At 36.1% G+C, this 26,601-nt stretch carries 30 protein-coding genes, 1 pseudogene and 2 riboswitches; of the genes and pseudogenes, 26 read left to right on the top strand and 5 right to left on the bottom strand.

The genetic code is table 11. The features are described from left to right. Positions 1-105: 105 nt before the first annotated feature. From ACFOY7_RS10055 to queE, 8 genes and pseudogenes are all read left to right on the top strand, one after another. Positions 106-1,269, top strand: a complete 1,164-nt coding sequence (locus ACFOY7_RS10055; RefSeq protein ID WP_390251915.1) for a response regulator — start codon at positions 106-108, stop codon at positions 1,267-1,269. Between the two features lie 126 nt (positions 1,270-1,395). Next, complete coding sequence (locus ACFOY7_RS10060) at positions 1,396-1,971, top strand: TetR/AcrR family transcriptional regulator (protein ID WP_390251916.1); 576 nt, start codon at positions 1,396-1,398, stop codon at positions 1,969-1,971. A 58-nt stretch (positions 1,972-2,029) separates the two neighbouring features. After that, a complete protein-coding gene (locus ACFOY7_RS10065) occupies positions 2,030-2,986 on the top strand; it encodes an SDR family NAD(P)-dependent oxidoreductase (protein WP_390251917.1) in 957 nt (318 codons plus the stop codon). After that, complete coding sequence (locus ACFOY7_RS10070) at positions 2,983-3,663, top strand: DUF2306 domain-containing protein (RefSeq protein ID WP_390251918.1); 681 nt, start codon at positions 2,983-2,985, stop codon at positions 3,661-3,663. Before ACFOY7_RS10065 ends, ACFOY7_RS10070 begins: the two co-directional genes overlap by 4 nt. Positions 3,664-3,738: 75 nt before the next feature. Continuing rightward, positions 3,739-3,915, top strand: a pseudogene (locus tag ACFOY7_RS10075) (VOC family protein); the annotation flags it as partial. 149 nt (positions 3,916-4,064) lie between these two features. Next, a riboswitch (PreQ1 riboswitch) is annotated at positions 4,065-4,109 on the top strand. 74 nt (positions 4,110-4,183) lie between these two features. After that, positions 4,184-4,852, top strand: coding sequence for a 7-cyano-7-deazaguanine synthase QueC (gene queC, locus ACFOY7_RS10080; protein WP_390251919.1), 669 nt, complete (start codon positions 4,184-4,186; stop codon positions 4,850-4,852). Further along, entirely contained in the window at positions 4,852-5,319 is a 468-nt protein-coding gene (queD, locus tag ACFOY7_RS10085) for a 6-carboxytetrahydropterin synthase QueD (protein WP_390252076.1), read from the top strand. The genes queC and queD overlap by 1 nt, the downstream gene beginning before the upstream one ends. Beyond that, complete coding sequence (queE, locus tag ACFOY7_RS10090; RefSeq protein ID WP_390251920.1) at positions 5,312-6,031, top strand: 7-carboxy-7-deazaguanine synthase QueE; 720 nt, start codon at positions 5,312-5,314, stop codon at positions 6,029-6,031. Before queD ends, queE begins: the two co-directional genes overlap by 8 nt. A gap of 138 nt (positions 6,032-6,169) precedes the next feature. On the opposite strand, the gene ACFOY7_RS10095 is transcribed toward queE, so the two are convergent. Continuing rightward, positions 6,170-7,474 (bottom strand): lysine N(6)-hydroxylase/L-ornithine N(5)-oxygenase family protein, encoded by a 1,305-nt coding sequence (locus ACFOY7_RS10095; protein ID WP_390251921.1) that lies wholly within the window; start codon positions 7,472-7,474, stop codon positions 6,170-6,172. A gap of 189 nt (positions 7,475-7,663) precedes the next feature. Between ACFOY7_RS10095 and ACFOY7_RS10100 the strand changes: the two genes are divergently transcribed. Then, positions 7,664-7,987: a DUF4870 domain-containing protein gene (locus ACFOY7_RS10100; protein ID WP_390251922.1), complete on the top strand. Its 324-nt coding sequence runs from the start codon at positions 7,664-7,666 to the stop codon at positions 7,985-7,987. A 30-nt stretch (positions 7,988-8,017) separates the two neighbouring features. On the opposite strand, the gene ACFOY7_RS10105 is transcribed toward ACFOY7_RS10100, so the two are convergent. Next, positions 8,018-8,779, bottom strand: a complete 762-nt coding sequence (locus ACFOY7_RS10105) for a FixH family protein (protein WP_390251923.1) — start codon at positions 8,777-8,779, stop codon at positions 8,018-8,020. A gap of 228 nt (positions 8,780-9,007) precedes the next feature. On the opposite strand from ACFOY7_RS10105, the gene ACFOY7_RS10110 reads away from it, so the two are divergent. Next, complete coding sequence (locus tag ACFOY7_RS10110; RefSeq protein WP_390251924.1) at positions 9,008-10,117, top strand: metal ABC transporter solute-binding protein, Zn/Mn family; 1,110 nt, start codon at positions 9,008-9,010, stop codon at positions 10,115-10,117. A gap of 105 nt (positions 10,118-10,222) precedes the next feature. Continuing rightward, a complete protein-coding gene (locus tag ACFOY7_RS10115) occupies positions 10,223-11,212 on the top strand; it encodes a DUF4362 domain-containing protein (RefSeq protein ID WP_390251925.1) in 990 nt (329 codons plus the stop codon). A 27-nt stretch (positions 11,213-11,239) separates the two neighbouring features. Here ACFOY7_RS10115 and wrbA read toward each other — a convergent pair whose 3' ends face one another. Further along, entirely contained in the window at positions 11,240-11,836 is a 597-nt protein-coding gene (gene wrbA / locus ACFOY7_RS10120; RefSeq protein ID WP_390252077.1) for an NAD(P)H:quinone oxidoreductase, read from the bottom strand. A gap of 196 nt (positions 11,837-12,032) precedes the next feature. After that, a riboswitch (TPP riboswitch) is annotated at positions 12,033-12,142 on the top strand. A 79-nt stretch (positions 12,143-12,221) separates the two neighbouring features. Between wrbA and ACFOY7_RS10125 the strand changes: the two genes are divergently transcribed. The 5 genes from ACFOY7_RS10125 to ACFOY7_RS10145 are packed head-to-tail and all read left to right on the top strand — an operon-like array spanning position 12,222 to position 15,824. Next, on the top strand, positions 12,222-13,223 hold the full coding sequence (locus ACFOY7_RS10125) for an ABC transporter substrate-binding protein (protein WP_390251926.1): 1,002 nt from the start codon (positions 12,222-12,224) through the stop codon (positions 13,221-13,223). A gap of 6 nt (positions 13,224-13,229) precedes the next feature. Continuing rightward, entirely contained in the window at positions 13,230-13,523 is a 294-nt protein-coding gene (locus ACFOY7_RS10130; RefSeq protein WP_390251927.1) for a thiamine-binding protein, read from the top strand. Between the two features lie 39 nt (positions 13,524-13,562). After that, complete coding sequence (locus tag ACFOY7_RS10135) at positions 13,563-14,315, top strand: ABC transporter permease (protein ID WP_390251928.1); 753 nt, start codon at positions 13,563-13,565, stop codon at positions 14,313-14,315. Beyond that, complete coding sequence (locus ACFOY7_RS10140; RefSeq protein ID WP_390251929.1) at positions 14,312-15,055, top strand: ABC transporter ATP-binding protein; 744 nt, start codon at positions 14,312-14,314, stop codon at positions 15,053-15,055. Before ACFOY7_RS10135 ends, ACFOY7_RS10140 begins: the two co-directional genes overlap by 4 nt. After that, entirely contained in the window at positions 15,048-15,824 is a 777-nt protein-coding gene (locus tag ACFOY7_RS10145; protein WP_390251930.1) for a TatD family hydrolase, read from the top strand. Before ACFOY7_RS10140 ends, ACFOY7_RS10145 begins: the two co-directional genes overlap by 8 nt. A gap of 91 nt (positions 15,825-15,915) precedes the next feature. Here the strand turns inward: ACFOY7_RS10145 and ACFOY7_RS10150 are convergent, their stop codons facing one another. Beyond that, the gene (locus tag ACFOY7_RS10150; RefSeq protein WP_390251931.1) at positions 15,916-16,671 is read right to left on the bottom strand and encodes a thermonuclease family protein; all 756 of its coding nucleotides are present in this window, start codon (positions 16,669-16,671) and stop codon (positions 15,916-15,918) included. 106 nt (positions 16,672-16,777) lie between these two features. On the opposite strand from ACFOY7_RS10150, the gene ACFOY7_RS10155 reads away from it, so the two are divergent. The 9 genes from ACFOY7_RS10155 (at position 16,778) to ACFOY7_RS10195 (ending at position 24,833) form a co-directional block, all read left to right on the top strand. Continuing rightward, the gene (locus ACFOY7_RS10155; protein WP_390251932.1) at positions 16,778-17,368 is read left to right on the top strand and encodes a SanA/YdcF family protein; all 591 of its coding nucleotides are present in this window, start codon (positions 16,778-16,780) and stop codon (positions 17,366-17,368) included. A gap of 377 nt (positions 17,369-17,745) precedes the next feature. Beyond that, on the top strand, positions 17,746-18,129 hold the full coding sequence (locus ACFOY7_RS10160) for a cupredoxin domain-containing protein (RefSeq protein ID WP_390251933.1): 384 nt from the start codon (positions 17,746-17,748) through the stop codon (positions 18,127-18,129). Positions 18,130-18,252: 123 nt separating this feature from the next. Continuing rightward, on the top strand, positions 18,253-19,275 hold the full coding sequence (locus ACFOY7_RS10165) for an LLM class flavin-dependent oxidoreductase (RefSeq protein WP_390251934.1): 1,023 nt from the start codon (positions 18,253-18,255) through the stop codon (positions 19,273-19,275). An 87-nt stretch (positions 19,276-19,362) separates the two neighbouring features. Then, positions 19,363-19,536 (top strand): hypothetical protein, encoded by a 174-nt coding sequence (locus ACFOY7_RS10170; RefSeq protein WP_390251935.1) that lies wholly within the window; start codon positions 19,363-19,365, stop codon positions 19,534-19,536. 244 nt (positions 19,537-19,780) lie between these two features. Next, complete coding sequence (locus ACFOY7_RS10175; protein WP_390251936.1) at positions 19,781-19,969, top strand: hypothetical protein; 189 nt, start codon at positions 19,781-19,783, stop codon at positions 19,967-19,969. Beyond that, on the top strand, positions 19,966-21,435 hold the full coding sequence (locus tag ACFOY7_RS10180) for a sodium:solute symporter family protein (protein ID WP_390251937.1): 1,470 nt from the start codon (positions 19,966-19,968) through the stop codon (positions 21,433-21,435). The genes ACFOY7_RS10175 and ACFOY7_RS10180 overlap by 4 nt, the downstream gene beginning before the upstream one ends. Positions 21,436-21,636: 201 nt before the next feature. Then, positions 21,637-21,852 carry a YdbC family protein gene (locus ACFOY7_RS10185; protein WP_390251938.1) on the top strand — a complete coding sequence of 72 codons (216 nt, stop codon included), beginning with the start codon at positions 21,637-21,639 and terminating at the stop codon, positions 21,850-21,852. 192 nt (positions 21,853-22,044) lie between these two features. Next, positions 22,045-23,415: a type I glutamate--ammonia ligase gene (gene glnA / locus ACFOY7_RS10190; RefSeq protein WP_390251940.1), complete on the top strand. Its 1,371-nt coding sequence runs from the start codon at positions 22,045-22,047 to the stop codon at positions 23,413-23,415. A 200-nt stretch (positions 23,416-23,615) separates the two neighbouring features. Then, positions 23,616-24,833: an EAL domain-containing protein gene (locus ACFOY7_RS10195; RefSeq protein ID WP_390251941.1), complete on the top strand. Its 1,218-nt coding sequence runs from the start codon at positions 23,616-23,618 to the stop codon at positions 24,831-24,833. A 387-nt stretch (positions 24,834-25,220) separates the two neighbouring features. On the opposite strand, the gene ACFOY7_RS10200 is transcribed toward ACFOY7_RS10195, so the two are convergent. Beyond that, the gene (locus tag ACFOY7_RS10200; RefSeq protein ID WP_390251942.1) at positions 25,221-25,382 is read right to left on the bottom strand and encodes a hypothetical protein; all 162 of its coding nucleotides are present in this window, start codon (positions 25,380-25,382) and stop codon (positions 25,221-25,223) included. A 255-nt stretch (positions 25,383-25,637) separates the two neighbouring features. Here ACFOY7_RS10200 and ACFOY7_RS10205 point away from each other — a divergent pair, with 255 nt between their 5' ends. Next, positions 25,638-26,483 carry an AraC family transcriptional regulator gene (locus ACFOY7_RS10205; protein ID WP_390251943.1) on the top strand — a complete coding sequence of 282 codons (846 nt, stop codon included), beginning with the start codon at positions 25,638-25,640 and terminating at the stop codon, positions 26,481-26,483. The last annotated feature ends 118 nt before the right edge of the window (positions 26,484-26,601 follow it).

Below are 26,601 nucleotides of genomic sequence, written 5' to 3' on the forward strand. Positions count from 1 at the left end.
AAGAGATGATTGTAATTACAATGTGTACATTTTTCTGTCGAAGTGAAAGTAAATTGATTTTATCCTTTTGTAAAGAATCAATTAATGCTTAATTTCTAAAAAGGAATGATTGATATGTTTAAAGCGATATTAATTGATGATGAACGACTAGCATTAAACAGATTAAAAAAAATATTAGAGAACGACGAGTTCCTCGTTGAGATAATTGGAACATTTCAACAATCAATGGATGCGATTGAATATGTAAAAGAAACCCCCCCTGATATTGTTTTTCTGGATATTCACATGCCTGGAGTAAATGGGTTAGAAATAGCCAATAAAATTCAAGAACATAATGCAAATATTCAAATAGTGTTTGTTACAGGTTATGATCGTTATGCGATAGAGGCATTTGAACTCTTTGCGTTAGATTATATATTGAAGCCTATTCAAAAACCGAGGCTAAAGAAGACAATAGACCGAATGAGGAAAATGAAGGTTACTAATCAAGGGGCTGTCTTAACCAATGAACAGATAACTTTATCTTGTTTCCATGAAATCAGTTTTGTTTTTAACAATGAGGAAATTCCGATTAAATGGCGGACAAAAAAAGCATTAGAGTTATTTGCCTACCTTTTACAGCAGCGAGATAAATTTGTTCCAAAAGATCTCCTAATTGACATGTTTTGGCCAGACTTTTCTATTGAAAAAGCTTCACAGCAATTATATACAACCATTTACCATATAAGAAATGCTTTAAAAAAGGCTAATATCAGAGGTGTAGAAATCAAAAGCAGTTCCCGAATGGATAGTGGCTATAATCTAATAATAGGGGAGAACGTTCACTATATTCTAGATACCTGGACTGAAGATATTCAAACACTGCAAGAGGTTAATTATTATAACCATAACCATTTTCTAAGTCTTTTCAACCAATATAAGGGTGATGTCTTAGCATCTTATAACTTTTCCTGGGCTGCTAGTGAAGTTGAGAAATACCGACAGTTTTGGCTTCAATTAGCGGAAAAGATATCACTATATTATGAAAAAAAAGGTGAATATAAACAGGCAGTATATCTATATCAAAATGTGCAGCAGTTATGTCCACTAATTGAAACAAGTTATTTTAAACTAATGAAGTTATACAATGAAATGAAGATGTACAAGGAAGTGGAACATCAGTTTGATAGACTGACTAAGATGCTGGAAACGGAATTTGATCTCCCTCCATCGATGGAAATCTATGAATGGTATCAAGCATATCAGAAGCATTTTTATAAATATTCATGAGAAGACATTCAAAACATTTATTGCCCATTATTATGGGGAATAAATGTTTTTTTATTTAGCGGATTGACAAAAGATTCAACTTCTATTATTATTCAATTGAACACTGGTTAATAAAGGAGAATATTGATGGCAGCAAGAAGAGCAGTTGAACAAGAACTAACTCAACAGATGATTATTGATGTAGCACATAAACTATTCGTTGAAGAAGGTTATCAAAATGTTTCAATGAGAAAAATAGCGAAAAGCTTAGGATATAGCCATGGTGCCATCTATTATCATTTCAAAAATAAAGCAGATCTGCTGACAGCAATGGTCGATCAGGATTTTGCGATGATTAATAATGAAATGGATAAATTAGAGCAGTTGAATTTAAGTAAGAAAGAGAAATTGCGTCAATTACTGCTAGGTTATATTAAGTTTGGTGTTACTTATAAAAATCATTATGAAGTAATGTTTTTGCTAAGAGATAAGGAAATAAACAGTTATCATATGGAAAGTCCTAATAAAAGTTATCAAAAATTTTCTGCAAAAATTGCCCAGTTGACAGAGTATCAATTACCAGTAACGGTTATTTGGTCAGTGTTTCTTATGTTACATGGATTTGTTGCACAATATTGCCGAACAGACCAATCTTATGAGAATATCAGAAGCCTTGCGGAAATACATGTTAACTTAATTTTAAAAGCAATAAAAAATCAATAAAAAATCAATAATTTTTTTTAACTATTAATTAACCAACGGTCAATAAGGGGGTTTTTTTATGGAAAAGGTATTAGTACTAGGAGCAACAGGCGGGATGGGCAGGGAAATAGTCAATGAATTAACAAACAAAGGAATTGAGGTAGTAGCTTTTGCCAGGACAGAAGGAAAATTAAAAAGATTTTATGACAGCAATAGGTTAGTTAAGATTATTAGCGGTGATATGTTAAACCAAGCAGATGTTATAAAAGCAGCAATAGATACAGATGTAATTATTCATAGTGTCAATGTCCCATATGAAGAATGGCAGGAGAAGTTATTCATCATTATGAAACACGCGATAAAGGCAGCTCAACAAAATAATGCAAAACTTGCTGTTGTTGATAATATATATGCATATGGAAGAAATGGCGGGAAAAAGATGCAAGAGAACCAACATAAACAGCCACATACAAAAAAGGGGAAAATCAGATTAGAACTGGAAAAAATCATAAAAACATCCAATGTACCATATCTTATTGCACACTTTCCTGATTTCTATGGTCCTCATGCAGAGAATGCCGTATTAAATTTTTACTTAAATTCCGTAGTCGCGAATAAAAAGCCAATGTTCGTAGGCGACCCGGCTATAATGCGTGAATATATTTACACACCTGATGGTGCGAAAGCTATGGTGAGTTTAGCATTAAATGAATCAGCCTACGGGCAGAACTGGAACATACCAGCAACAGATGTTATATCAGGGAGGCAAATCTTTCAAATTGTCAATTCATTTACAAATAAGAAGGGCAAGCCACTGATTGTAAACAAATTGATGATTCGGATGATTGGTCTGTTTGATAAAACAATGCGGGAAGTTGTTGAAATGTTTTATTTAATGGAAGAACCGGTAGTTTTAGATGGTACTAAGTATGAAAGAGAAATAGGTCCATTGCCGAAAACTTCATATGAAATGGGAATCAAACAGACATTAGCTAATTTAACCAAAAAACAAGGGTATGGAGGTACAGATAATTGATTCTATTTGATTTCTTTCGTATTGCACACATAATTGCTGGATTTCTTGCAGCTTTCATTTTTTGGATTCCTATTGTTGTGAAGAAAGGTGGACGTTTACACACGATAATCGGCTGGATTTATGTATATGCAATGTTAATTGTTGCTCTTTCGGCATTTTATATGGGATTTTATCGAATTTTTATCGATGAAGAAAGTGACAAGGCATTTTCCTGGTTCCTTGTGTATATAGCATTATTAAGCACAGCGTCAGCATGGTATGGTTTACGTGTGTTGCGGTATAAAAAAAGAAAAACAGTGAATCAGCGATTAGATGACTTGGGATTCTCTATTCTGTTATTTCTTAGTTCTATCGGTATCAGCATATATGGATTTATAATCAACTTCGCATTATTATCCTATTTCCCATTTGTTGGTTTATTTCTCTCAGTCAGTCAATTGATATATTGGCTTAGAAAACCAAAAATAAAAGGACATTGGTATATTGAGCATTTAATTGGTATGCTCAGTTGTTGTATTGCAACAATAACAGCCTTTCTTGTATTTGGCGCCCCTAGATTGTTGAACATTGAATCTGTAAGTATTATATTATGGTTTGCCCCAACAATTCTATTAACTCCAGTCATTATTGGTTTTTCAGTTCACTATGGTAAGAAATTTAACAGGAAAGCTGCATAGGAACAGACAATGCTAAATTTAGTGTATGATAAAGCAAAGACCTAGTTAGAATGAATCGAAGGGAGCTCGAACAGAATGATTAAAAATATCTACCCCTATTTAGTAATGGATGGAAACGGCCAAGAAGCGATTACATTTTATGAAAGTGTCCTGAATGCCAAAGTCCTAAATATTCAAACATTTGGTCAGATGCCGTCAAACCCTGAAATGCCTGTACCTGAGGATGCAGAAAACCGAGTGTTAAATGCTCATCAGATTATTCTATAACATTAGTGGTTTGCAGAGGGGAACGGCAATTTTAAATCGATAGAGTAATGGAAACTTCCCAATCGATTTCTTTATGATATAGATTGTGCTATACTACTTGCGAGACTAAATTTAAAAAGAAGTCTGCATATATTGCAGGAGAGGTTTTAGCTACACCCTCTATAAAAAACTAAGGATAATCATACCTTGCCTTAGGTATGATTTTTTTATTTGGTGTATTGAAACCTCTTTTGAAAGGGAAGGGGATTTTCTAATGGAAAAAAATAATCGAGCAGTTGTTGTATTTAGCGGAGGACAGGACAGTACAACCTGTTTATTCTGGGCAATGGAAAGATTTGAACATGTAGAATTAGTAACATTTGATTACAACCAGCGTCATCAAGAAGAAATTATTGTTGCAAAAGAAATAGCCGAAGAGCAAGGTTTAAAGCACCATATTCTGGATATGGCGCTGCTAAATCAATTAGCTCCAAATGCACTAACAAGAAAGGATATTGATGTAGATCATGGAGAAGAAGGTGAACTTCCATCTACTTTTGTGCCAGGACGAAACCTGTTATTCTTATCATTTGCTGCCATTCTAGCAAAACAAATTGATGCCAAACACATTATTACAGGTGTCTGTGAAACGGATTTTAGCGGTTATCCAGATTGCAGGGATATCTTTGTTAAATCATTAAATGTCACCTTAAATTTATCAATGGATGATGAATTCGTTCTTCATACACCATTAATGTGGTTAGACAAGGCCCAAACATGGGAATTAGCTGATGAATTAGATGTTTTTGATTACATAAAAGAAAGAACATTAACTTGCTATAACGGTGTCCGTGGCAGTGGGTGTGGTGAATGCCCTGCCTGTGACTTAAGACAAAAAGGACTAGAGAAATTTATCGGTAAAAGAAATGAGGGCAACAAGTGATGTATGGTTTTCATATTGTCGATAAATTACAGAAAATGGACGAAGATATTAAGAAAAATGAACTGAAATTTCACCAAAAGCGTGTGTTGATCAGCAAGGAATTTACCTTTGATGCGGCACACCACTTGCATTGTTATGATGGCAAGTGTAAGAACCTTCACGGGCATACATATAAAGTAATATTCGGTATTAGCGGATTTGTTGATGAAATAGGAATGGTGATAGATTTTGGTGATATAAAAAAATTGTGGAAAGAACAGATAGAAATTCACTTGGACCATCGCTACTTAAATGAAACTCTGCCTAAAATGAATACAACCGCGGAAAATATGGTTGTATGGATTTACGAAAAGATGGAAGCTGCCTTAAAGATCTACCCAAATAAATGCAGGGTGGAGTTTGTAAAATTATATGAGACACCAACAAGTTATGCTGAGGCAAGGCGGGAGTGGATGATAAGTGAATAAGAGAATTCCGGTATTAGAGATCTTTGGACCAACGATACAAGGAGAAGGGATGGTAGTTGGAAGGAAAACAATGTTTGTTAGAACTGCCGGATGTGATTACAGTTGTTCGTGGTGTGATTCTGCCTTTACTTGGGATGGCAGTTCAAAAGAGGATATTCAACAGCTGGAATGTCAAGAGATACTAAAAGAGCTGAAAAAAATTGGTGGAGAAAATTTTGATCATGTTACGATATCGGGTGGAAACCCCGCATTAATAGCATCAATTGATGAATTGGTTGATTTATTGCATCAGCATGGTATCGAAGTAGCTTTAGAAACACAAGGGAGCCGCTGGCAGGATTGGTTTAAGAAGATTGATGATTTAACCATATCTCCTAAACCGCCAAGCTCCCAAATGAAAACCAATTGGCATATATTAGATGAAATAGTGGAACGATTAAAAGAGAATCATATCAGTTTGAAGGTCGTTATCTTTAATAAGAGTGACCTTATGTATGCTGAAAAAGTACATCAGCGTTATCCCGGCATTCCATTTTTCTTACAGGTTGGTAATGATGATTTAGAAGAAATGGAATCAGATCATTTAGCACTAAGTTTGCTAAAGAAATATCAATGGTTAATTGACCAGGTGGTGTCATCCAACACGTTAAATCATGTACGTGTTTTGCCACAGGTTCATGCGCTTGTCTGGGGAAATAAACGAGGGGTTTGAATGCCAATAGGATTCAAAGAGAGCCTCTCATATAACATCAAAACAGAGCGAAGGTTACTTCTTTTGGAAGATTTCAGAGGCTCAAACACCGAGCCTCTGTCAGAGAAGTATTAAATGCTTACAGTTCCGTTAAATTAATCAATTATCCTTCGGCATAAATTGTGAGAATATTGACTCCCGTTGTGATTCATAAACTACTTTACCAGCAATCTCATTTATTATTTTTATATTGCGATCAACAGCCAGGCCTAAGTTGGTCGCACCAGTTCCATGCGAATGTTCTAGGTTCGTCAATGTATAAAAATGGTGTGAGCGGTCCTTTTCATGAAAAACAAGTTTAAAGTTAGCATCAATTTTAAACCGTTTGTCATCTTCCCAGACCACTTTATCTTCAAAACGCCTGTAAAACCAATCGGGGATATTTGGTTTATAGCCTGTCGCCATAATTAATTTATCTGTTTGGAATAAAAATGAATGTTCTTTTTGCCATTGTGTTGCTTTAACAGTTAATGAATCATCTTCTTTATCTACACGATTAATTTCTGTTAAGGGCTGTATGGTAACAGGTAATGAAGTATTATGAACCGAACGATGATATAACAATTCATGAATATTATGTAAAGTTTCCCCATCTATTCCTTTACGCAGCTGGCCGAGATGATCAAGAGAATTGACTCTTGATTGAAAATCTAATTGGTGGAAATAATCCACATAATCTGGTGTAAACACTTCCTGACCTAATTTAGAATTATCTAGTTGAAGAAAGCCAGGGGACCGTGTATACCATGTTAAATGATAAGAGTAATGTTCTTGCAGATTTAATAAATCATAAAAAATCTCTGAAGCGCTTTGACCGGAACCAACAACCGTAATGTCATTTGCTTTCAGTGTGTGTTCCTTGTGGTATAAATATTGGCTTGAATGAAAAACGTCCTCTATTTCAACAGATTCACCAATCTCAATCGGCACTAATGGCATTTGTCCTGTCCCCATAACTACATGTTTAGTGAAATAGGATTTTTGTTCATTTGTCTCCCAGTGATTCACGACAACTTCATAATAATTATTGTGATCAATTACATCTTTTACTTCTGTTTGAAAATAACAGCTAGGCAATTGATCTGCTACCCATTTTAAGTAGGCGGCATACTCTGAACGAGGCATTTCAAATTTATGAAAGAAAAAGAATTTATACAAGCGATTATGCTCATGCAAATAATTTAAAAAAGTATACTTACTTGTAGGGTTAGCGAATGTTACTAAATCGGCGAGAAAGGATACTTGCAGGTCGGTCCCGTTTACTAACATTCCGGGATGCCAAGCAAATTCACCCTCCTGATCAAAGAATATTGTATGTAAATTGCTTCGTTCCTCAGTTAATGCTGCAAGACCAAGATTGTATGGTCCAATCCCAATTCCAATAATATCATAGAGTTGTTTCATATAAATCGCTCCAATTGTCTATTTTATCTTAGTTATTTTATTCACTTTTTTCACTTAAAGAAAACCAAAATATGAAATTATTATATATTTGGTTGAAACTTTTCCCAATTTCACTCGTATTTGTAATAACCATATAATATTTACATAATCTTATGGTAAAATATAATTGTTTTGAAGGGAGGGGACAATATGCAAGAGAGTGATGAGCGGCTATTTTCCATGTTAATTTACTTATTGAGTTTTTTCTTTGCGGTTCTAGCACCATTAATTATCTGGTTAATGAAGCGAGATGATTCAGATTTAGTAGATTTCCATGGTAAGGAATACTTTAATTTCTTTATATCTTTCACCATTTACGGAATTATCAGCACTATACTTATGTTACTTCTTATCGGTTTTGTATTAATTTTTGTTGTGTGTATTGCTGGATTTGTTCTAACAATTATTGGAGCAGTAAAAGCATACCAAGGCGAAAAATACAAAATGCCACTAGTCATTCATTTTATAAAGTAGAAAAAGTGCGCATTATGTGCGCACTTTTTCCTATTCTGTAACTTCAACTATATGTTCTTCATGTTCATGTAACCCTTCATCATTAGTTACATGGATAACTATTTTGTATAAACCAGTCCTGGGAAAAATATGTGTTGCAGAATAGGTTCCTGCTTCTTCTGTCGCATCAATCCACTCGTGTTTTTCTTTCCCTTCTTGGATAATTTCATAACGAACCTCTGCATTTTCTAGTGGTTGGTCATTAAGTGAAGGGGAAATGGTTAATTTCGTCTTTTCGCTTGTTTGTACGTTTTCTACTTGATCAAATGACATACGGAAGTTTTCTGCATGTTCATGGTGACTGTCATCAGTTTCTTCATGTGTCGCATGATTATGGTTATGTTCTGCTGTTGCTTCTCCGTCTATTGTGATCGATTTTTTTGGCATGTTATGAATCTCTCTGGCGGTTGTATGTGCGTAAATTTCATATGTCCCAGGATGATGAAAGGTGACTTCAGCAGTATAGGTGCCGTCATTATTGTTTATAGGGTCGACCGTAGTTGTGTTTTCTTCATCTTTTACATTCCAGTATTCAAATTCCATCACTTCAGCATCCGTAACCGCTTCTTCTCCATATGTTACTGTTGCTTCCAATGTTACTGTTTCTCCAGCTTCTGCTGATTCCGGTATTGTAAATTGAACATCTAAACTTTGCAGCTCTTCATTTTCCTTTGTATTTTCAAATTCATCTGAATTGTTACTGCATGCGGTGAGAAATAAAAATAACATAGCCAATAACCATATATTTTTCATACTATTTCCTCCAAGATAATCATTTATTCCATTGTAACTATACGATTAAATGCTAGAGAAATCAATGGGTCAACATCAACATACAATAAATCGTAACAATTACTATTTACAAACAGGGTGGTTGTATGTATAATGAAATAGTAAATCGTATTTATTACGGTTTGTGAAATTCAAATCGTAACCATTACTATCTAATATTATACATAACAATCAAGGGGGAGTAAAGAAATGAAGAGGTTATGGATCTTTGTATCATTTATATTAATAATTTGGCTTACAGCCTGTGGACAAGATGAGCAAACAGCAGGAAATAATAGTGAGGAAGAATCATCTAGTGATGTTCTAGAAATCTATACAACTTTATATCCGTTAGAGTATTTTGCCAAAGAAATTGGCGGGGAGTATGTTAATGTTACTACTATTCTTCCACCAGGAGCTGACCCACATAATTTTGAGCCTACTTCCAAATTGATGGTAGATATTGCTAAAGGTGATCTATTTATTTACAATGGAGCGAACATGGAAGCATATGCTAGCACCATTGAAGAAGCAATTGAGTCAGAAGATGTAAAGATAGCAGAAGCAGCAGAAGGTGTCTCTTTAGTAGAACATCTACATGAACACGGGGATGAAGAAGAACATCATCATGGTGAAGAAGCAGCAACACAGGAAGAGGACCACAACCACAGCCATGAAGAAGAAGCAACGGAAGAGGACCACAACCACAGCCATGAAGAGGAAGCAACGGAAGAGGATCACAACCATGATGATGAAGCAGCAGCAACAGAAGAAGCACATGATCACGATCATGGAGATGTCGACCCCCATGTGTGGTTAGATCCAACGAAAGCAATTGGTTTGGCTGAAAATATTAAAGATGCATTAATTGAATTAAATCCAGATCAAAGCGACTTCTTTGAAGAAAACTTTCATAATTTAGAAGAAAGATTGATAGCATTAGATAAGTCATTTCATGAAACGATTGATCAGACGTCAAATAATGAGATTCTAGTTACACATGCAGCCTATGGATACTGGGAAAAAAGTTATGGCTTAGAACAGATTGCGATCACTGGAATATCGCCATCAGATGAACCATCCCAGAAAGAAATTGAGAGAATCATTGATCATGTGGAGACGAACGGTATTAAATATCTATTGTTCGAACAAAATATAGAACCAAAAGTCGCGCAAGTTATTCAAGAAGAAGCGCAAGTAGAAGCACTGGAGCTGCATAACTTATCGATCTTAACTGAAGAAGATATAGATAATGGAGAAACTTATTTTACATTAATGGAACGAAACTTAGAAGTGCTGAAACAAGCATTAGAATATTAGATGAAAAGCCACTAGCATTGCCTGGTGGTTTTTTTCATGGGATAAGAATGTAACTTTTTTTATTTTTGTACGACTATAAAAATAAAAAAAGCGGGGTGTTTTCGTTTGAAATATTTATTTAGTGTTCTGCTTATATTTCTAGTTGCATGCGGTACGAGTAAACTAAATGATGGCACGAATCATGATCAAATGAATAACAATATTCCAGGAGAAAATAACAGTACGATGGTTGGCTATATTGCAGAAATAAGCGACGAAAGTGTTCTAGTAGTAGAGAAAAGTATACAGCAACCTTTTGAGGAAATTCCTATTGAAGAAACTTATGTAAAAGCAGGGAATGCAATAATTTTTCAGTTAGAGAAGCAAGAGTCATTAGATTTGTTTCAAATTGGTGAGAAAGTGGAAGTCACATATAATGCTCTTGCGGAGTCTTACCCTGGACAGAGCACGGCTCTCGATATAAAGAGAGTGGCCGATGAGATAAATGATGTAATATTTTACCAGGCCCGTTACGAAAATTTAATTCAGCTAGAGTTGTTTGTTCAAGCAATTCAAAATGGGATGGATAAGCAAATAAGAGTGGTACATTATACGACTGAGGGTGATCCCGTTTTTAAGGTTTACTCGTATTTAAATGGCCAAATTAGTGTCGTAGTTGATCGATCACAAGACCAATATGGCTCTGAAGATAATAAGATAAGTCAATTTACTTGTGATCAACTGGAATATTATTTAACAGATGACCAAATGATTTCTTTTGATCTAGTTGGGTGTGATGCGAATGAAGCAACATCCTTACTGATGGCAGAAATAGAATTATCAGAAATGATTATACCAGAACAAATCTACACAAGGGTGCTGGTTAGAGCAGGAGATAATGTTTTATTCGATACTACTGATCGTGAAGAGATTAATGGGATTGTTGATAAAGTAAGAAGTAGTAAGGCACAATCAATTGCTGCTATTACATTAATGCAACCAGACGGGGAACTTGTATTGTCAGGTAAGGGGGCGAATATTGTCTTCGATTTCTACAAGGCTGGTAATTTAGTAAGAATGAACAGTTACCTGGAAACGGATTTATCAATTAAATAAGAGAGGAAAGAATCTCCTCTCTTTTAATTAGCCATGGATTTTTGATGCTACTTCCACGGCACGTCTTGCTTGGTGTTTCACTGCATTTTCCACATTTTCTACCATAGAACCATCTTGTGCTTGTGTTACACTTGTTCCGTAAGGATTTCCTCCAGACTCGTAAGCACTTTCGTCAGTATATCCTGGAGGTACAATAATCGCACCCCAGTGCATCATTGTAGTGTAGAAGTTTAATAATGTCGCTTCATGGCCACCGTGTGAATTCGATGCAGAGGCCATAGCAGTCACTACTTTATTCGCTGTTTTTCCAGTCGCCCATAAGCCGCCTTGGGAGTCAATAAATTGTTTCAGTTGGGATGGCACACTGCCAAATCTTGTCGGCATACTGAAAATTATCGCATCAGCCCATTCGATATCATCCGAAGTTGCGACAGGTACGTCTTTCGTTTCCTCTACATGTTTTTTCCAGGCTTCATTCGAGTTAATTGCTGCTTCTGGTGCCAATTCTTCTGTACGCACCACTTTTACCTCTGCACCAGCTTCTTTCGCTGCTTCTGCCGCCCAATTAGCCATCTGATAATTAGTGCCAGTCGAGCTATAATAAATTACTGCTACTTTTACCATTGATTCAAACTTCCCTTCCTTATAATTCTGCATTTAAAGTTGTCTTCCAGAATGAGAAATATTAATTATCTCAGTTTCAAGACAGTTGTTATCATAACAAACTTTAATAATTTGTTGCAAGGTAATTGCTTTATTGATGAAAACCTCTTGAAATATTTGTTGTTTTATGCCAAAGTAGGTAGATAGGAAATTTAATATGTACATGTAGGGGGACTGGTGTTGCCAGTTGAGATTGTATCCAAAAGATACTGACCCTTAGAACCTGATCTGGTTAGAACCAGCGTAGGGAACATATGGGATCTTGCAATCTATATGCGCTCTAGGCTAATGTCTAGGGCGCTTTTCTATATGTTCTCTTAAATAAAAAAATTAGGGGGAAAAAATCATGAAAAAAATTTTTATTTTAGTAATTGGCATGCTTTTATTTTTAACGGCATGCGGTGGAGACAACGAAAACGGAGCTGCAGAAGAAAAAAATACAGAAGAATTAAAAGATATCACATTTGTACTTGATTGGACACCAAATACGAATCATACAGGTCTATATGTCGCGAAAGATAAAGGCTATTTTGAAGAGGAAGGACTAAATGTGGAGATCGTGATGCCTGGTGAAGCAGGAGCTGATCAAACTGTCGCATCAGGTCAGGCAGAATTCGGGATAAGCGCACAGGAAGCTGTAACAGAAGCACGTGTTCAAGATATTCCAATCGTTTCAATAGCAGCTGTAATTCAGCATAATACCTCAGGATTTGCTGCACCTGTTGATAAAGGAATTAAATCTCCAGCAGATTTTGCTGGCAAAACTTATGGCGGTTGGGGCGCCCCGGTAGAAGCAGCAGTGATTGACTCATTGATGAAACAGGAAGATGCATCAGTGGAAGATGTAAATATTATTAATATGGGAAATACAGATTTTTTCACAGCGGTAGAGCGTGATGTGGATTTTGCCTGGATTTATTATGGATGGACAGGTATTGAGGCAGAATTAAGAGGTATTCAACTTGATATGCTATATTTAACGGATTATTCGGAAAAACTAGATTACTATACTCCAGTTATCACCACGAATGAGGAAATGATTGAAAATGATCCTGACACTGTTCGGGCATTAACGGCTGCAGTGACAAAAGGTTACGAGTATGCGATCGATAACCCTAGTGAAGCTGCAGATATATTAATGGAAGCAGTACCAGATTTAGATCCAGAGCTCGTACAAGCAAGCCAGGAATGGCTATCACCAAAGTATCAGGATGATGCATCAAGATGGGGAGAACAACAAGCTGAGGTTTGGGAAAATTATGCTGACTGGATGTTGGAAAATGGATTATTGGAAAAGGAATTAGATGCTGAATCAGCATTTACTAATGAATTTTTACCAAAGGAGTGAAGCAATATGGCGAATGCGTTAGTAAGTATACAAATTATTCCGAAAACCCCTAATGGGGAGGATGTCATCCCATTTGTGGATGCAGCAATTGAAGTGATCCAAGCGTCAGGAGTGACGTATAAAGTTGGTCCGCTAGAAACGACCATGGAAGGCGACTTACGAGAGTTATTATTAGTCGTTGAGAAAATGAATCAGCGTATGCTGGAACTTGGGTGTCCCAGCAACATATCACAGGTGAAAATTTACACAAGAGCAGATGATAGGGCATCAATGGATGACCTAACAGCTAAATACAATTAAGCCCGAATAAATGACATTCAGAAAGGAGGGGCAGCATAGATGGTCAAAAAATCATGGCTCCCGATCACTGTAATTTTTGCAATAATACTAATTTGGGAGCTTGCTGCTAGAGTGCTGCAAGTACCTGACTGGATCTTACCTGCACCAACAGTCATATTAGCAGAGGCAATTGCAGGCTGGTCCAATTACCAGCATCACATTTTCGCAACAATCAAATTAACCATTTACGGATTTTTGTCTGGTGTGATTATCGGTTTGCTCATTGCGATGACACTTCACTTAGTACCAAGGCTGAGGGAAGCATTATACCCTTTATTAATAATGTCACAAAATATCCCGATCATTGTGCTTGCACCACTCCTTGTGATTTGGTTTGGGTTTGGAATTACACCGAAATTGTTAATCATTATTCTTGTCTGTTTTTTCCCAATTGCCGTCGCCACAATCGATGGATTAAAGCAAACAAGTCCAGAGTTAATCCATTATATGAAAATGGCTGGAGCAACAAACAAGCAAATCTTCACTAAACTAGAGCTTCCACATGCTTTACCAGCCATTTTTTCAGGATTGAAAATCTCAGCAACCTATAGTGTAATGGGTGCTGTCATATCAGAATGGCTTGGTGCCAACCAGGGAATTGGTGTATATATGACACTCGCTTCTTCATCATTCCGAACAGATCGGGTCTTTGTTGCGATTCTGTTCATTATGATATTGTGTCTGTTATTTTTCATGCTTATCATTGGTTTAGAAAAAATATTGATTAAATGGAGAAAGGATGAGAATGGATGAGCACATTACAAATTAAGCAATTAACCAAAAGCTTTGGTAATGATACCATTCTCGAACAGCTCGATCTTAAAGTAAATGAAGGAGAATTTGTTTCATTACTAGGCCCTTCCGGCAGTGGAAAGAGTACGATCTTCCATCTGATTGGCGGACTGTACCAACCAGACAATGGAACAATCACCATTGATGGGAACGACATTGTCGGAAAAAAAGGCTCAATAAGCTATATGCCGCAGTCTCCTTCCCTTTTTCCATGGCGAACAGTGCTAGAGAATGTCATTTTGGCACAGGAACTGTTTGAAAAGCCTGATAAACAAAAAGCAATTGAGATGCTTAAACGAGCAGGATTAGAAGATTATATCGATAACTTTCCAGCTCAATTATCTGGTGGAATGCGCCAAAGAGTTGCCTTTGTTCGCAGTATTTTAAGCCCGCAATCACTAATTTGCCTAGATGAGCCATTCTCAGCACTTGATGAATTTACAAGACTGGATATGCAAAAATGGCTGCTTTCGATATGGGAAGAAGAGCGGCCATCCGTATTATTTGTCACACATAACATCGAAGAAGCCATTTACTTATCGGATCGAATACTTGTCTTAGGCGCAAGACCAGCAAGTGTCATCCAAGAGATCACCATCCCATTTAACAGACCGCGCGCCGAATCCTTAACATTAACAGAAGACTTTTTACAAATAAAGAAATCGATCTATCAGACATTAAGAGGGACCGGCAATGATTGATGCACATATTCACCTCGATTGGTATAAACCGGAGGACCAAGCAATCATTCTCAGAGATTTGGAAAAACGTTCGATCGATGGCGTTATTGCGGTTTCGAGTGACCTTATGTCATGTAATAACGTATGGGAACTGCATCAAGCGTGCCCCCGCATTTTTCCGGCGTTCGGCTGGCATCCGGAACAAAAAATGCCAAGTGAAGCTGAACTTGACAGGATTGTACAACTAATTCGAGAGCACCACGACTCCCTTGCAGCGATTGGGGAAGTAGGTTTGCCGTATTATATGAAGAGAGAGGATTATACACTTGATAGTAAACCGTATCTTAATATTTTGGAGCGGTTTATAAAATTGGCAAAAGAGTATCATTTACCAATTGTACTTCATGCGATTTATGAGGATGCTGAGACAGCTTGTGACTTATTAGAGAAACACCAGGTTACAAAAGCGCATTTTCATTGGTTTAAAGGATTAGACCAGACTGTTAAACGTATGATCAGTAATGGATACATGATATCTGTTACACCTGACTGTGTGTATGAGCGGGAGATTCAACTATTGATCGATAAATATCCGCTGGACCTAATCATGGTTGAAACAGATGGCCCATGGCAATTTGAAGGACCATTCAGCGGGGAGATGACACATCCAAAAATGATAGAACAATCTGTTAGAAAGATAGCTGAATTGAAATGTTTATCATACAAAAAGGTTTGTGATACAGTAACACAGAATACAAGAGATTTCTATCTTTTAAAAGATAATTATTAGTACTATATTGAGCATGTGTCGGATTCTGCAACGGCAGGCGGTGATATGGTAATAAAAAGAAACAGGAGCAGTTAATCTGCTCCTGTTTCACCTATTCACAAGCAATGCCATCATCGTCGCCATCCATCTGTGTACGATAACCTGGGTCGCCATCATATAGTGGTGTCACGCCTGCTTCACGAGCCTCGGTACAATTATTATAATAAATATCCTCCTGATCTGTTTTGTTTTCTTCTTTTACTTCTATATCGTGATTAAATCCATCTTCAGTTACATATCCTTGTATACTCCATATTCCTCTACCATTCGACTTCGCTGAATCTTCGGCTGCCTTCATTTCATCCTGATGGATATATGGTGGATCATACACATAAGCATAGCGAGCCAACCCTTCTTCAATTAGTAATTGGTTGAAATTCTTACCATCTACCCATATATATGATAGCAATCGATCGTATTTATCTCTTTCGGGTCCATCAAATTCTAATTGAATCTCTTTACCTGTCAATGTTTCTTCAGCAAATGAAGAAGCCTCTGGGCCAAATGGCTGGATAGGCAAATCTGGATGTTTCGTTTCAGGTGTGTCGACTAATAAAAGTCTTACCGTCTCTTCGTTACCCTTGTATATGACTTTTACTGTATCGCCGTCTACCACTCGTAATACTTTCGCTGCTTCTAAATTCTCCGCAGATGTTGTTTTCGGCTCCGTTTGACTATTATCTATTATTTCTTCGGTCAATTCTTTTTTATTTACAGTATGGTCTTGTTCGAGTGGTGAAGCTGTTCCACATCCTGATAATACTAAAGTAAATACAAAAAGTGATAACAATAAACTTTTGATTTTCATCTGTTTTCCCCCTGTTGTCTAAATAAAGCTATCAACCAGTTTACTATATAGTGAATAACTTTAAAAGCTCGATTTTTTAAAGTAAAATAATCAAAAGGAGGACGGTATGAAAAAGATAAAACTTCTTTTCATAATAATTAGTTGTGTTGTTGGCATTATATTGATACATATAGCGTTGTTGGTTGCAGATGGCCTTACTGACGAACAACAAACGGCAGAAGCAGGAGTAGTTCTTGGGAATAAAGTAAATGAAGACGGGACACCATCTGACAGGCTGCAAGCAAGGTTAGATAGAGCACTAGAATTGTATAATGATGGATTAATTGAGAAAGTAATTGTCAGTGGCGGCACAGGGATAGAAGGTTTTGATGAAGCATTAGTGATGGGAGATTACTTAGAGAGCCATGGCGTATTGCCAGATGATATTATCGAAGATAGTAATGGCTATAACACAAGAATGAGTGCGGAAAATGCAAAGAAAATCATCCAGGAAGAGGACTTTACGGATGATGAAGTATTTGTCATCAGTCAGTTTTATCACATTCCCCGGACGAAATTAGCTTTTAAACAGGAAGGCTTTAAACAAGTATATGGAGCACATGCTGAATATTGGGAGTGGCGAGACATTTATTCAACACTTAGAGAAGTTCCTGCCTATTATAAATATTTACTGGAAAACATCTTTTTTTCTAAGTAGTTGATGGTAAGTGTATCCTCTCCAATCACAAACCTGTTTCTATATGTCTCAGAAATACAATATTCTTCTATAAGATTCTAATACTAGAGAAAACATTGCGGGCATTTCCCTGCTAAAATCCATAAATTCACCTTGTTTTAGGGTGAACCAAATATGGATAAAAAGATGATGAATAAGTTTTGTGTGAGTAAAATTAATGCATAATTGTCATTAAAGAGTTATGATTAGTAGAGTTATAGTTTTGTTTTTGGTGTACCTTGGAAATTAGGAATCAATACTAATGGTGGTCTCACATTGTTTTATTTTTCTAGAAGTATAAAAAATCTTCACCATAATACTTGATAATAAGACTAATTATGAAAGGGGACAATTTTAAAATGAAAAAATGGTTAATAGCTTTAACAGTTGTGTCATTACTCGTGCTGCTTGCAGCATGTGGTGGCGGAGAAACTGACAGTTCAAATGAAGACAAGGAGAGTAATACATCAAACGAAGCAAGCGGCAATGGAGAAACTGTTGAAATAGTTGCATCAAACTGGGAATTTGATCAAGAAGAATATACCGTACCAGCTGGTGAAGTAACTGTTAATCTATCAAGTGAAGAAGGTTATCACGGGATAGAGATCGAAAACACAGATATGGAAATTGACGCTGAAGGAAGCGCAACGGCAACATTAGAATCTGGTGAGTACACGATCCGTTGTAACATACCATGCGGAATAGGTCATAACGAAATGGTAGCAACATTAATTGTTCAATAAATGAATGGATAGACTTCCTGTTTGCAGGAGGTCTTTTGTTTTTTAGCAGACAAATCTTCATATATTTTTATTGTGCCAAAAATTTGCTATGCTTATAGAAAATGAACATAAAAGGAGAAGTCAATGAAGCATTTAGAATTCGGAATATATACATTATCAGAAATAATGGAAGATCCTGTAACAAAGAAAGGATTAACCACGAATGAACGCTTGGATGATATATTACAAATGGCTGATTATGCAGAAGAGCTTGGTTTCGATTTGTTTGGAGTTGGTGAACACCATCGTCTTGACTATGCTGTATCTTCTCCTCAGATTGTTTTATCGGCTATTTCTCAACGAACAAAGCAAATTCGGTTAACAGCTTTAACTTCATTATTAAATACTGCCGATCCTGTCCGTTTGTTCGAAGATTTTGCTACGATCGACCAATTATCTAATGGGAGAGTTGAGTTTACAGCAGGAAGGGGAGCATTTACTGAATCATTCTCATTATTTGGTTATAATGAACAAGAATATGATCAACTTTTTGAAGAACACCTAGAACTTTTTACTAAATTAAATCAAGCAGAAATAGTTAACTGGGAAGGGAAATATCGTCAGCCATTAGTTAAAGCAGAAATAGCACCACGGCCTTACCAGACAAAGTTGCCAATAACCATTGGAGTTGGTGGAACGATAGAAAGTGCTGTAAGGGCAGCAAGAAATGGGTGTGGTCTGACAGTAGTTATGATAGGTGGTATTGCAAAAAAATATTTGCCGCTTATTCAAGCATACAGAGAGCATTTTACTGGTTCAGATTTACATATTGCCATGTCTGGTCACACTTTTGTACGCGAAACAGAGCAAGAATTGGAGGAAGAATTCTATCCTTATTATGCGAAATATTGGAGACATATTACAAAGCAAGGGATAGGAGGTGCAATGGGTGTTGCAAGAACAGATTTAGATTATTTAACAAGTAAGGAAGCAGCGATATTTGTTGGTACACCCGAACAGATCATAAGAAAAATTAACTATCAATACGAATTATTCGGCCATCATCGATTTAATGCACAAGTTGATTTTGGTGGTCAGCCACTTGATTCCGTTAAAAAAACCATGCAATTAATAGCGAAGAAAGTACTTCCCGAAATTAATAAATAAAAAATGGGCAGCTGATGAACAACTAGTCTATCCCTTCTTATTATGATATTATATTATAATAGTGAAAGCGTTTATCAGGAGGGTGTTATGTATAATAAAATTCGAATACCTTTATTAGTCATTATTATCTTAGTAGCAATGCTGGATTTAACAGGGATCATTTATGTCCCGCCATTTGTTATATTTATTCTTTTAATAGCATTACTTGCCTATAATATTTATATCCGTAACAAAGCAGCCAACTATCATAAAAAGAAGTGATAAGAATAGAAGGCTAGCTTCTTTCGAATGAGTATTTTCTCTATGTGAATGGAATAAGGGATAATATTAGATTCTGTAACTGACATTAAAATGATGTTTGCATTATAGCTGCAAGAGGATAGGAGTAAATAACTTCTATCCTCATTTTTATGATGTGTTAATACATACATGATTACATGTGTCTTTACAGATGTTTTTAAGTGTGTATAATAGTATTCATGAAAATAAAAGGGCAGGTGGAAACATGAATAAGAAAGAGAAAGTATGGGGACTAATCATCTTAATGATTGTACTGCTAGGGTATCTAATCCCTTACACACTGCTAAGTGATGTTGTTAAATGGTATGGCAGTTTCTTATTATGGACGATTCTGGCAGTTCTTATCATTCTGGCAAACTACTTCTTGACGAAAGACTGGGGTGATAAGAAATGAATCCAACACTTGTGTGGACGATGATCGCGCTTTATGTTGTTATAGCTTTAGTAATTGCTTATTTATCAAGAAATGGGAAACAAGATAGTATGACAGGTTATTTTCTAGGCGACCGTAAATTAAACGGTTTTGTTTCGGCTTTAAGTTACAGTGCTACAACTTATTCTGCTTTTATGCTAGTTGGATTGGCTGGTCTTACTTATAGTGGCGGAGTCGGTGCATATGGATTTGAAATTATTTATTTTATGGGTGTATCTTTAGTTGCTATTTTCGGTCCAAGATTCTGGTTAGTCGGGAAAAAATATGGTTATGTAACACCATCTGAAATGTTGGGTGACCGCTATCAAAACAAATGGGTTGCAGTGGTAACAGCAATATCAAGTTGTCTTTTTTTAATCCCGTATAGTGCGGTGCAACTGACAGGAATTGGCTATTTGCTTCAGGGGGTTACTAACAATGCGATCCCTTATACAACCGGTGTGCTCATTGCAACAATTTTAGCGATCGTTTTTTCCTATATTGCAGGTATACGGTCAGTTGCATGGACGGATTCATTACAAGCATTAATGATGATAATTACTTCAAGTATTGTTGTCATCCTGATTATTAAAGGACTAGGTGGTATAACTGGTTTCTATGAAGCACTTGAAACAAATCAACCGGAAGATCTGACAGTGCCCGGAAATGGGTATTTTAGTTTTCTGACATTTTTAGGGCTGACCATTCCGTGGTTTTTCTTTAGTATCTCTAACCCGCAAGTCAGCCAGCGGTTATTTATGCCTGCTTCATTAAAAAGTTTACGGCATATGTTGATGGGATTTTTGATTTTTGGACTCATTTATACGATAGTGTCTGTTGTATGGGGATTCTCGGCATCTATTTTATTTCCGGATTTAGAGAATGCAGATTTAGCTACACCGATGTTATTATCATCAGATTTAGTGCCCCCAATATTAGGTGTGATTGTTATGGTGGGAATTATGGCAGCGGCCATCTCTACGATTGACTCGATCCTGCTAACACTGTCTTCATTATTTTCACGGGATGTTTATGGTAATATAAAATCTAAAACAAATGATAAAAAACAACTTCAGATTGGCAAGGTGGTTATTCCCATCATTGCGATACTAGCCTTTTTATTTGCGCAATTACAGCTTGATCTTATAGCCGTATTATCTGTAGCTTCATCAGCAGGGTTAATCGTTGTTGTTCCAGCAATCATTGGAACTTTTTTCTGGAAAAAAGGAACTGCTGCCGGTGTTATAGTTAGTGTTACATTTAGCAGTATACTCGTTATCATACTGGAATTTTTCTCATTGCTGCCATTAGGCTTAAAATCAGGTATATGGGGAATTTCTGTAGCAACAATATTATATATTGCAATTAGTCTAGTCACGAAAGCACCGACAGAAAAAGCCGAGGAGTTTATTGGTTATATTAAAACAAGATTAAAAAGCGGGAAGTAGTTGCCGATATAAATCATTTTTTTTTTTGCGATATCTGACATACTTGTCGTTAAATTTGTTTTTGTAACTGCTTGAACCATAATTTGGAACAATGAGGGGTTTATATTCAAGGACGATTAATTCCTGCATTTAATTTGTTATAACATAGAATTTGCAGTATTTTAAGAGAAGGAGCAAAACAATTTAATTAGAGGTGATAAGATGGCAGGATTGAAATATGAAATTGTTGAGCATATTGCCATACTTTCTGAATCAGCAAAAGGCTGGAAAAAAGAGATAAACCTAGTTAGCTGGAATGACCGGGAACCAAAATATGATATTAGAGATTGGTCACCAGAACATGACAAAATGGGTAAAGGAGTGACTCTCAGTCTAGAAGAATGGCAAACACTTAAAAAATATTTTTTGAATAATTAATGGATAAAAAGCTTGAAAGAATGCTGATATAGCAATTTTTCAAGCTTTTTTTTATCCTTAATTTACTAGAAAAAGTTTGTCAGATAATCTGACAAAAGTCATGACGGAAATATCGGTTGAATAGTAGGATAATTTATAACAATTGATGTTAAAAAGATTAACACATAAAAGTAAAAAGGGGATATGATTTTTATGGCAACTATAGCACCTGAAAAAACTGTGGACACTCAAACAACTCTAGAAGCAATTAAAGAAGAAATCAAGCAAAAAAGTGTGGAATTACTACATTTACAGTTTGTAGATATTGAAGGAACTTTGAAACAAGTAACAGTAACTGTTGAACAATTAAATGATGTAGTGGAAGGGAAAACAATGTTTGACGGTTCATCCATTACTGGATTTACACCTATTAATAAATCTGACTTATACTTATTACCTGATTTAAATACATTTGCTGTATTACCTTGGACAGAAGAAGAAGAATATTCTGAAGCAAGATTCCTATGCAGTGTAACAAATCCTGATGGCACTCTATTTGAAGGTGATCCGCGGAACATTCTGAAGAATACTGTCGATAAAGCAAAAGAAAAAGGATTCTCAGTGAATGTTGGACCTGAATTAGAATTCTTCTTATTTGAAACAGATGAGAAAGGGGAACCTACTAATCAAGTAGCAGACCGTGGGGGATACTTTGAACCAGCACCTTATGATTTGGGAGAAAGAGTCCGTCTGGAAATCTATCGTACACTGAAAAAAATGGGCTTTACAATTGAAGCCTCTCACCATGAAGTAGCAGTCGGTCAACACGAGATCAACTTTAAGTTTGGTGATGCCTTAACAACTGCTGACAATGCTACAACATTTAAGTGGGTAGTAAAAACAGTTGCACAGCAATTTGGACTGCGTGCAACATTTATGCCAAAGCCAATCTTCGGGGAAAATGGTAATGGGATGCATGTAAATATGTCATTGTTTGATGAAGAAGCTGGCAAAAATGCCTTTTTTGATGAATCAGATTCCCGTCAATTATCGGAAACAGCATACCAATTTATTGCAGGGTTGTTGACACATGTATCTTCTTTTGCAGCATTTACAAACCCGCTGGTAAATTCTTATAAAAGACTGGTTCCTGGCTATGAAGCACCATGTTATATTGCATGGTCTGCATCAAACCGTTCCGCATTAGTACGTATACCTGCTACTCGAGGTGCTGGAACACGTGTAGAAATCCGCTGTCCAGATCCATCTGCAAATCCGTATTACGCATTTGCTGCGATTGCTCAGGCAGGGATTGACGGAGTTGAGAATGGGTTGGAAGCACCTGTGGAGACAGTTGATGATATCTTCAGCATGACAGATGAGGAACGCGAAGAAAGAGGGATTCAAAATCTTCCAACAACATTAGGTGAGTCTATCCAGGCTTTGAAAGATGGCGAGATAGGTAAAAAAGTTCTTGGTGAATATGCATTAAATGAATATGTATCGTTGAAACAAGATGAATGGGATAGTTATAGAATTGCTGTAACTGGTTGGGAATTAGAGAAATATCAAGCGAAATTTTAATAATTGATAGTGATGAAGCCTGAATTCCTTCTAGAATTCAGGCTTTCTTTTCTAACAGAATTTATTGAAAAACTTTGTGATAGACGAATAGCAATAGTCATTTTTTTTATTAATCTTGGAAAATAATTAATTATTCGCTTTCGCAGTCACTTTCGATATAATAATAGATAATTGGGCGAATAAGTAGTGAGGTGTAAGAGATGGATCCTTTAGAAATTATGCTAGATCTAGAAAATGCTAAGCCATATTATCAAGCGATTTTCAGTGCAGACAGTCATGAAGTTACTGGCTATCAAGTTTTAGGTTATATAGAAACAGCTGATGGCTGCAAGAGCTTAAGTAATTTTTTTCAGGATGATAATGTCCCTGAAGATTTTAAGATAGAAATGGACCGTCATTTACATAAACAAGCTTTAGAGCAATTTATTGGTGCGAATTTAAAAACTTCGATCTATTTAATTGTTCACCAGGATTATTTAATGAGCAGTGGGGAAAATGACTTTATTCAAGAAATTTTGTCATATGAAGAGAAAGGGCTTAATCTCTCGCAAGTTGTTATCGAAATTGTAGAGCAAGACAATATTGATGAGATGAGTTCATTAGTAAACTCGATTAAATATGTAAAGACATTTGGTGTAAAAGTAGCAATAAACGATGCATTAAAAGGGGCGAACAATTTAGATCGGATAAGCACATTAGAACCTGATATTATTAAGATTAATCTTGCATCATTGCAAAGCCAGTCATTTATGGATAATTATCAAAATGTTATCTATTCTTTATCACTCTTAGCACGTAAAGTGGGCGCAGAATTACTGTTTGACGGAATTGATTCCAGTTACCAATTTCATTATGCATGGAGAAAGAACGGAAGGTATTACCAGGGGAATTTCTTTAGTGGAGCAACAGAGCACTTTGTCGGGAATACAGTTTGGAAAGAGAGATTTAGACAGGATATCGGACAGTTTATAGCAATTGAACGATCCCATTTAACGTCAAGATATCAATTAACCACAACACTAAACAGTCAATTCCATGATTTATTAATACAGACAAAAAAAATTAAGGATCTTGATGATCGCATAGAAATAATGGCGAAAGAGCTGCAAGCAATCTGTTTCCGAATGTATGCCACAGATGGAGAAGGCTTTCAGAAAACAGCCAATATTGAATATAAAGAAAGTAGCTGGAATATAGAAAAATCGGTAAAAGGGAAGAATTGGAGCTGGAGGCCATACTTTATTGAAAACGTTATTCGTATGAATGAGGAAAAACACGGCATCTTATCCGATTTGTACAGTGATATTGAAACTGGGGAAATGATTCGCACATTTTCGTATCCAATGGCTCATGATTTATATTTATTTATGGATATTTCACAAATGTATATGGATGATAACCCATATTTATTATGGTAAAGCATTGACGCTAGACCATTTCAGATCCCGTTACTATCTATCATTCCAGATTGTTCGAATGCTGAAGCCAGGAATGTCTTCTTTACTAGTTGGACTAACACGCTCTAACATATTGAATCTAGAACCGAATCAGTGTTATTAATCCAGTAAGCGGATTGTCCTGGCTGATGATTCCGAATAACAGTTATCATATATTAGCTGCTAAATTATATTGAACAGTGTGGATTGGCATAGGGACCGGAATTCCGGTTGTTTGATAACTGTAGCCTCCACTTTAAAACCTCCCGATTCCCCTTGTGATTAAAAGACCAGTTTTTCCGGTGAATTACTGTTCCTTCCGCACTGATACTTTCAAATCCATCATCACTATTAATCCAGGCACGGTTGTTATAAACACCACTTCTTCTCCATGAGAACCAAAAAAACTATATTGCCAGCAGAACTGTCAGTTGGTCCGATGCTGTTGGAGGCAACAAAATTATAAACAATGCCTGATGCAGGGCTTCCAGCAAAATAAAAACCATTTGCTTCATTATCGTGTACCGCCATATTCCAAAAGTTTGCATTGCCGTGTTATCTGAAAGCTTCGGACTGTTGTTTGGTTACCAGCTTTTATTCCTCACATTGAAACCTTCGAAAATGACGTCAGTAACATTCTTTCCTATATAAAAGTCAGCTACTCGTTGATCTGTGGGAAATGGGTAAGGCACTTTTACATTTCTAAGTATCTTTGATTATAATTCAATGATTTTCTTTTACAATCCCGATATACTATAAGTAAATCATTTGAAAGGAATGGAGCAAATGAATGAACCTTTAAGAGTTGGTTATCGATCAAGCAATAATGGTGATTTTGGTTATCATTCACATCCAGACCATTATGAAATATATTTCTTTCATTCAGGATCATGTCGGTATTTAATTCATAACCAGATTTATGACTTAGAACCAGGTGATTTGCTGTTAATGGATGGGATGACTTTACATAAACCGAATGTGAATCCAAACAAAGAATATGTTCGAAGTGTCATTCATTTTTCACCGCAGTGGATTAAAGGCATTCTCTTAGAAATAGACAGTATGTATTTATTAGAAGTATTTAAAAAGCTTCGCCATTGCTTAATTCGTACAAAGGAAAACAGTGAATCAAAATATTTAGAGGGAGTAATTCAACGGCTGTATAAAAGAAAAGTTGAAGCAAATCAAGAAGAAGCTATTAGTGAATCAGAACTGAAAGTTTTATTAATTCAAATATTAATAAGTGTTCATCATCTGGGAAAGCTTGATTTTATTAAACTGCCAGGTCGTAAAAGTGATAAGTTTGAACACTCAGAAAAAATAGCAGAATATATTCAAGTCAACTATATGAACAAGCTATCTTTAAATGGTATAGCAAAAGCACTAAATTTAAGTAAGTCTTATGTTTCTCATGTATTTAAAGAAATGACAGGTTTTACTGTAATGGAATATGTGATGGGATGCCGTCTGACCCAAGTAAAATATTTATTAGAAATGGAGCCCGATAAACCGCTAAAAGATATTGCATATGAGTGTGGATTTGAAAGCGTTTCCCATTTTAGTCGCTTTTTTCGTGAAAAAGTCGGAGTAACTGCAAAGCAATATCGACACATTCGACTAAACAATAAATAAAAAAGCAATAAGAATAAGCAAACCAAAAAAGCACGCTCAGATAATTTTCTGCTTAATCTAAATAACTTCATGCAATGATTTTTATGAATTATCCTACTATAATTTAACTAGTTCCTAG

The organism is Gracilibacillus xinjiangensis, from assembly GCF_042651765.1.
In the GTDB taxonomy this organism is placed as follows: Bacteria; Bacillota; Bacilli; order Bacillales; family Amphibacillaceae; genus Gracilibacillus; species Gracilibacillus xinjiangensis.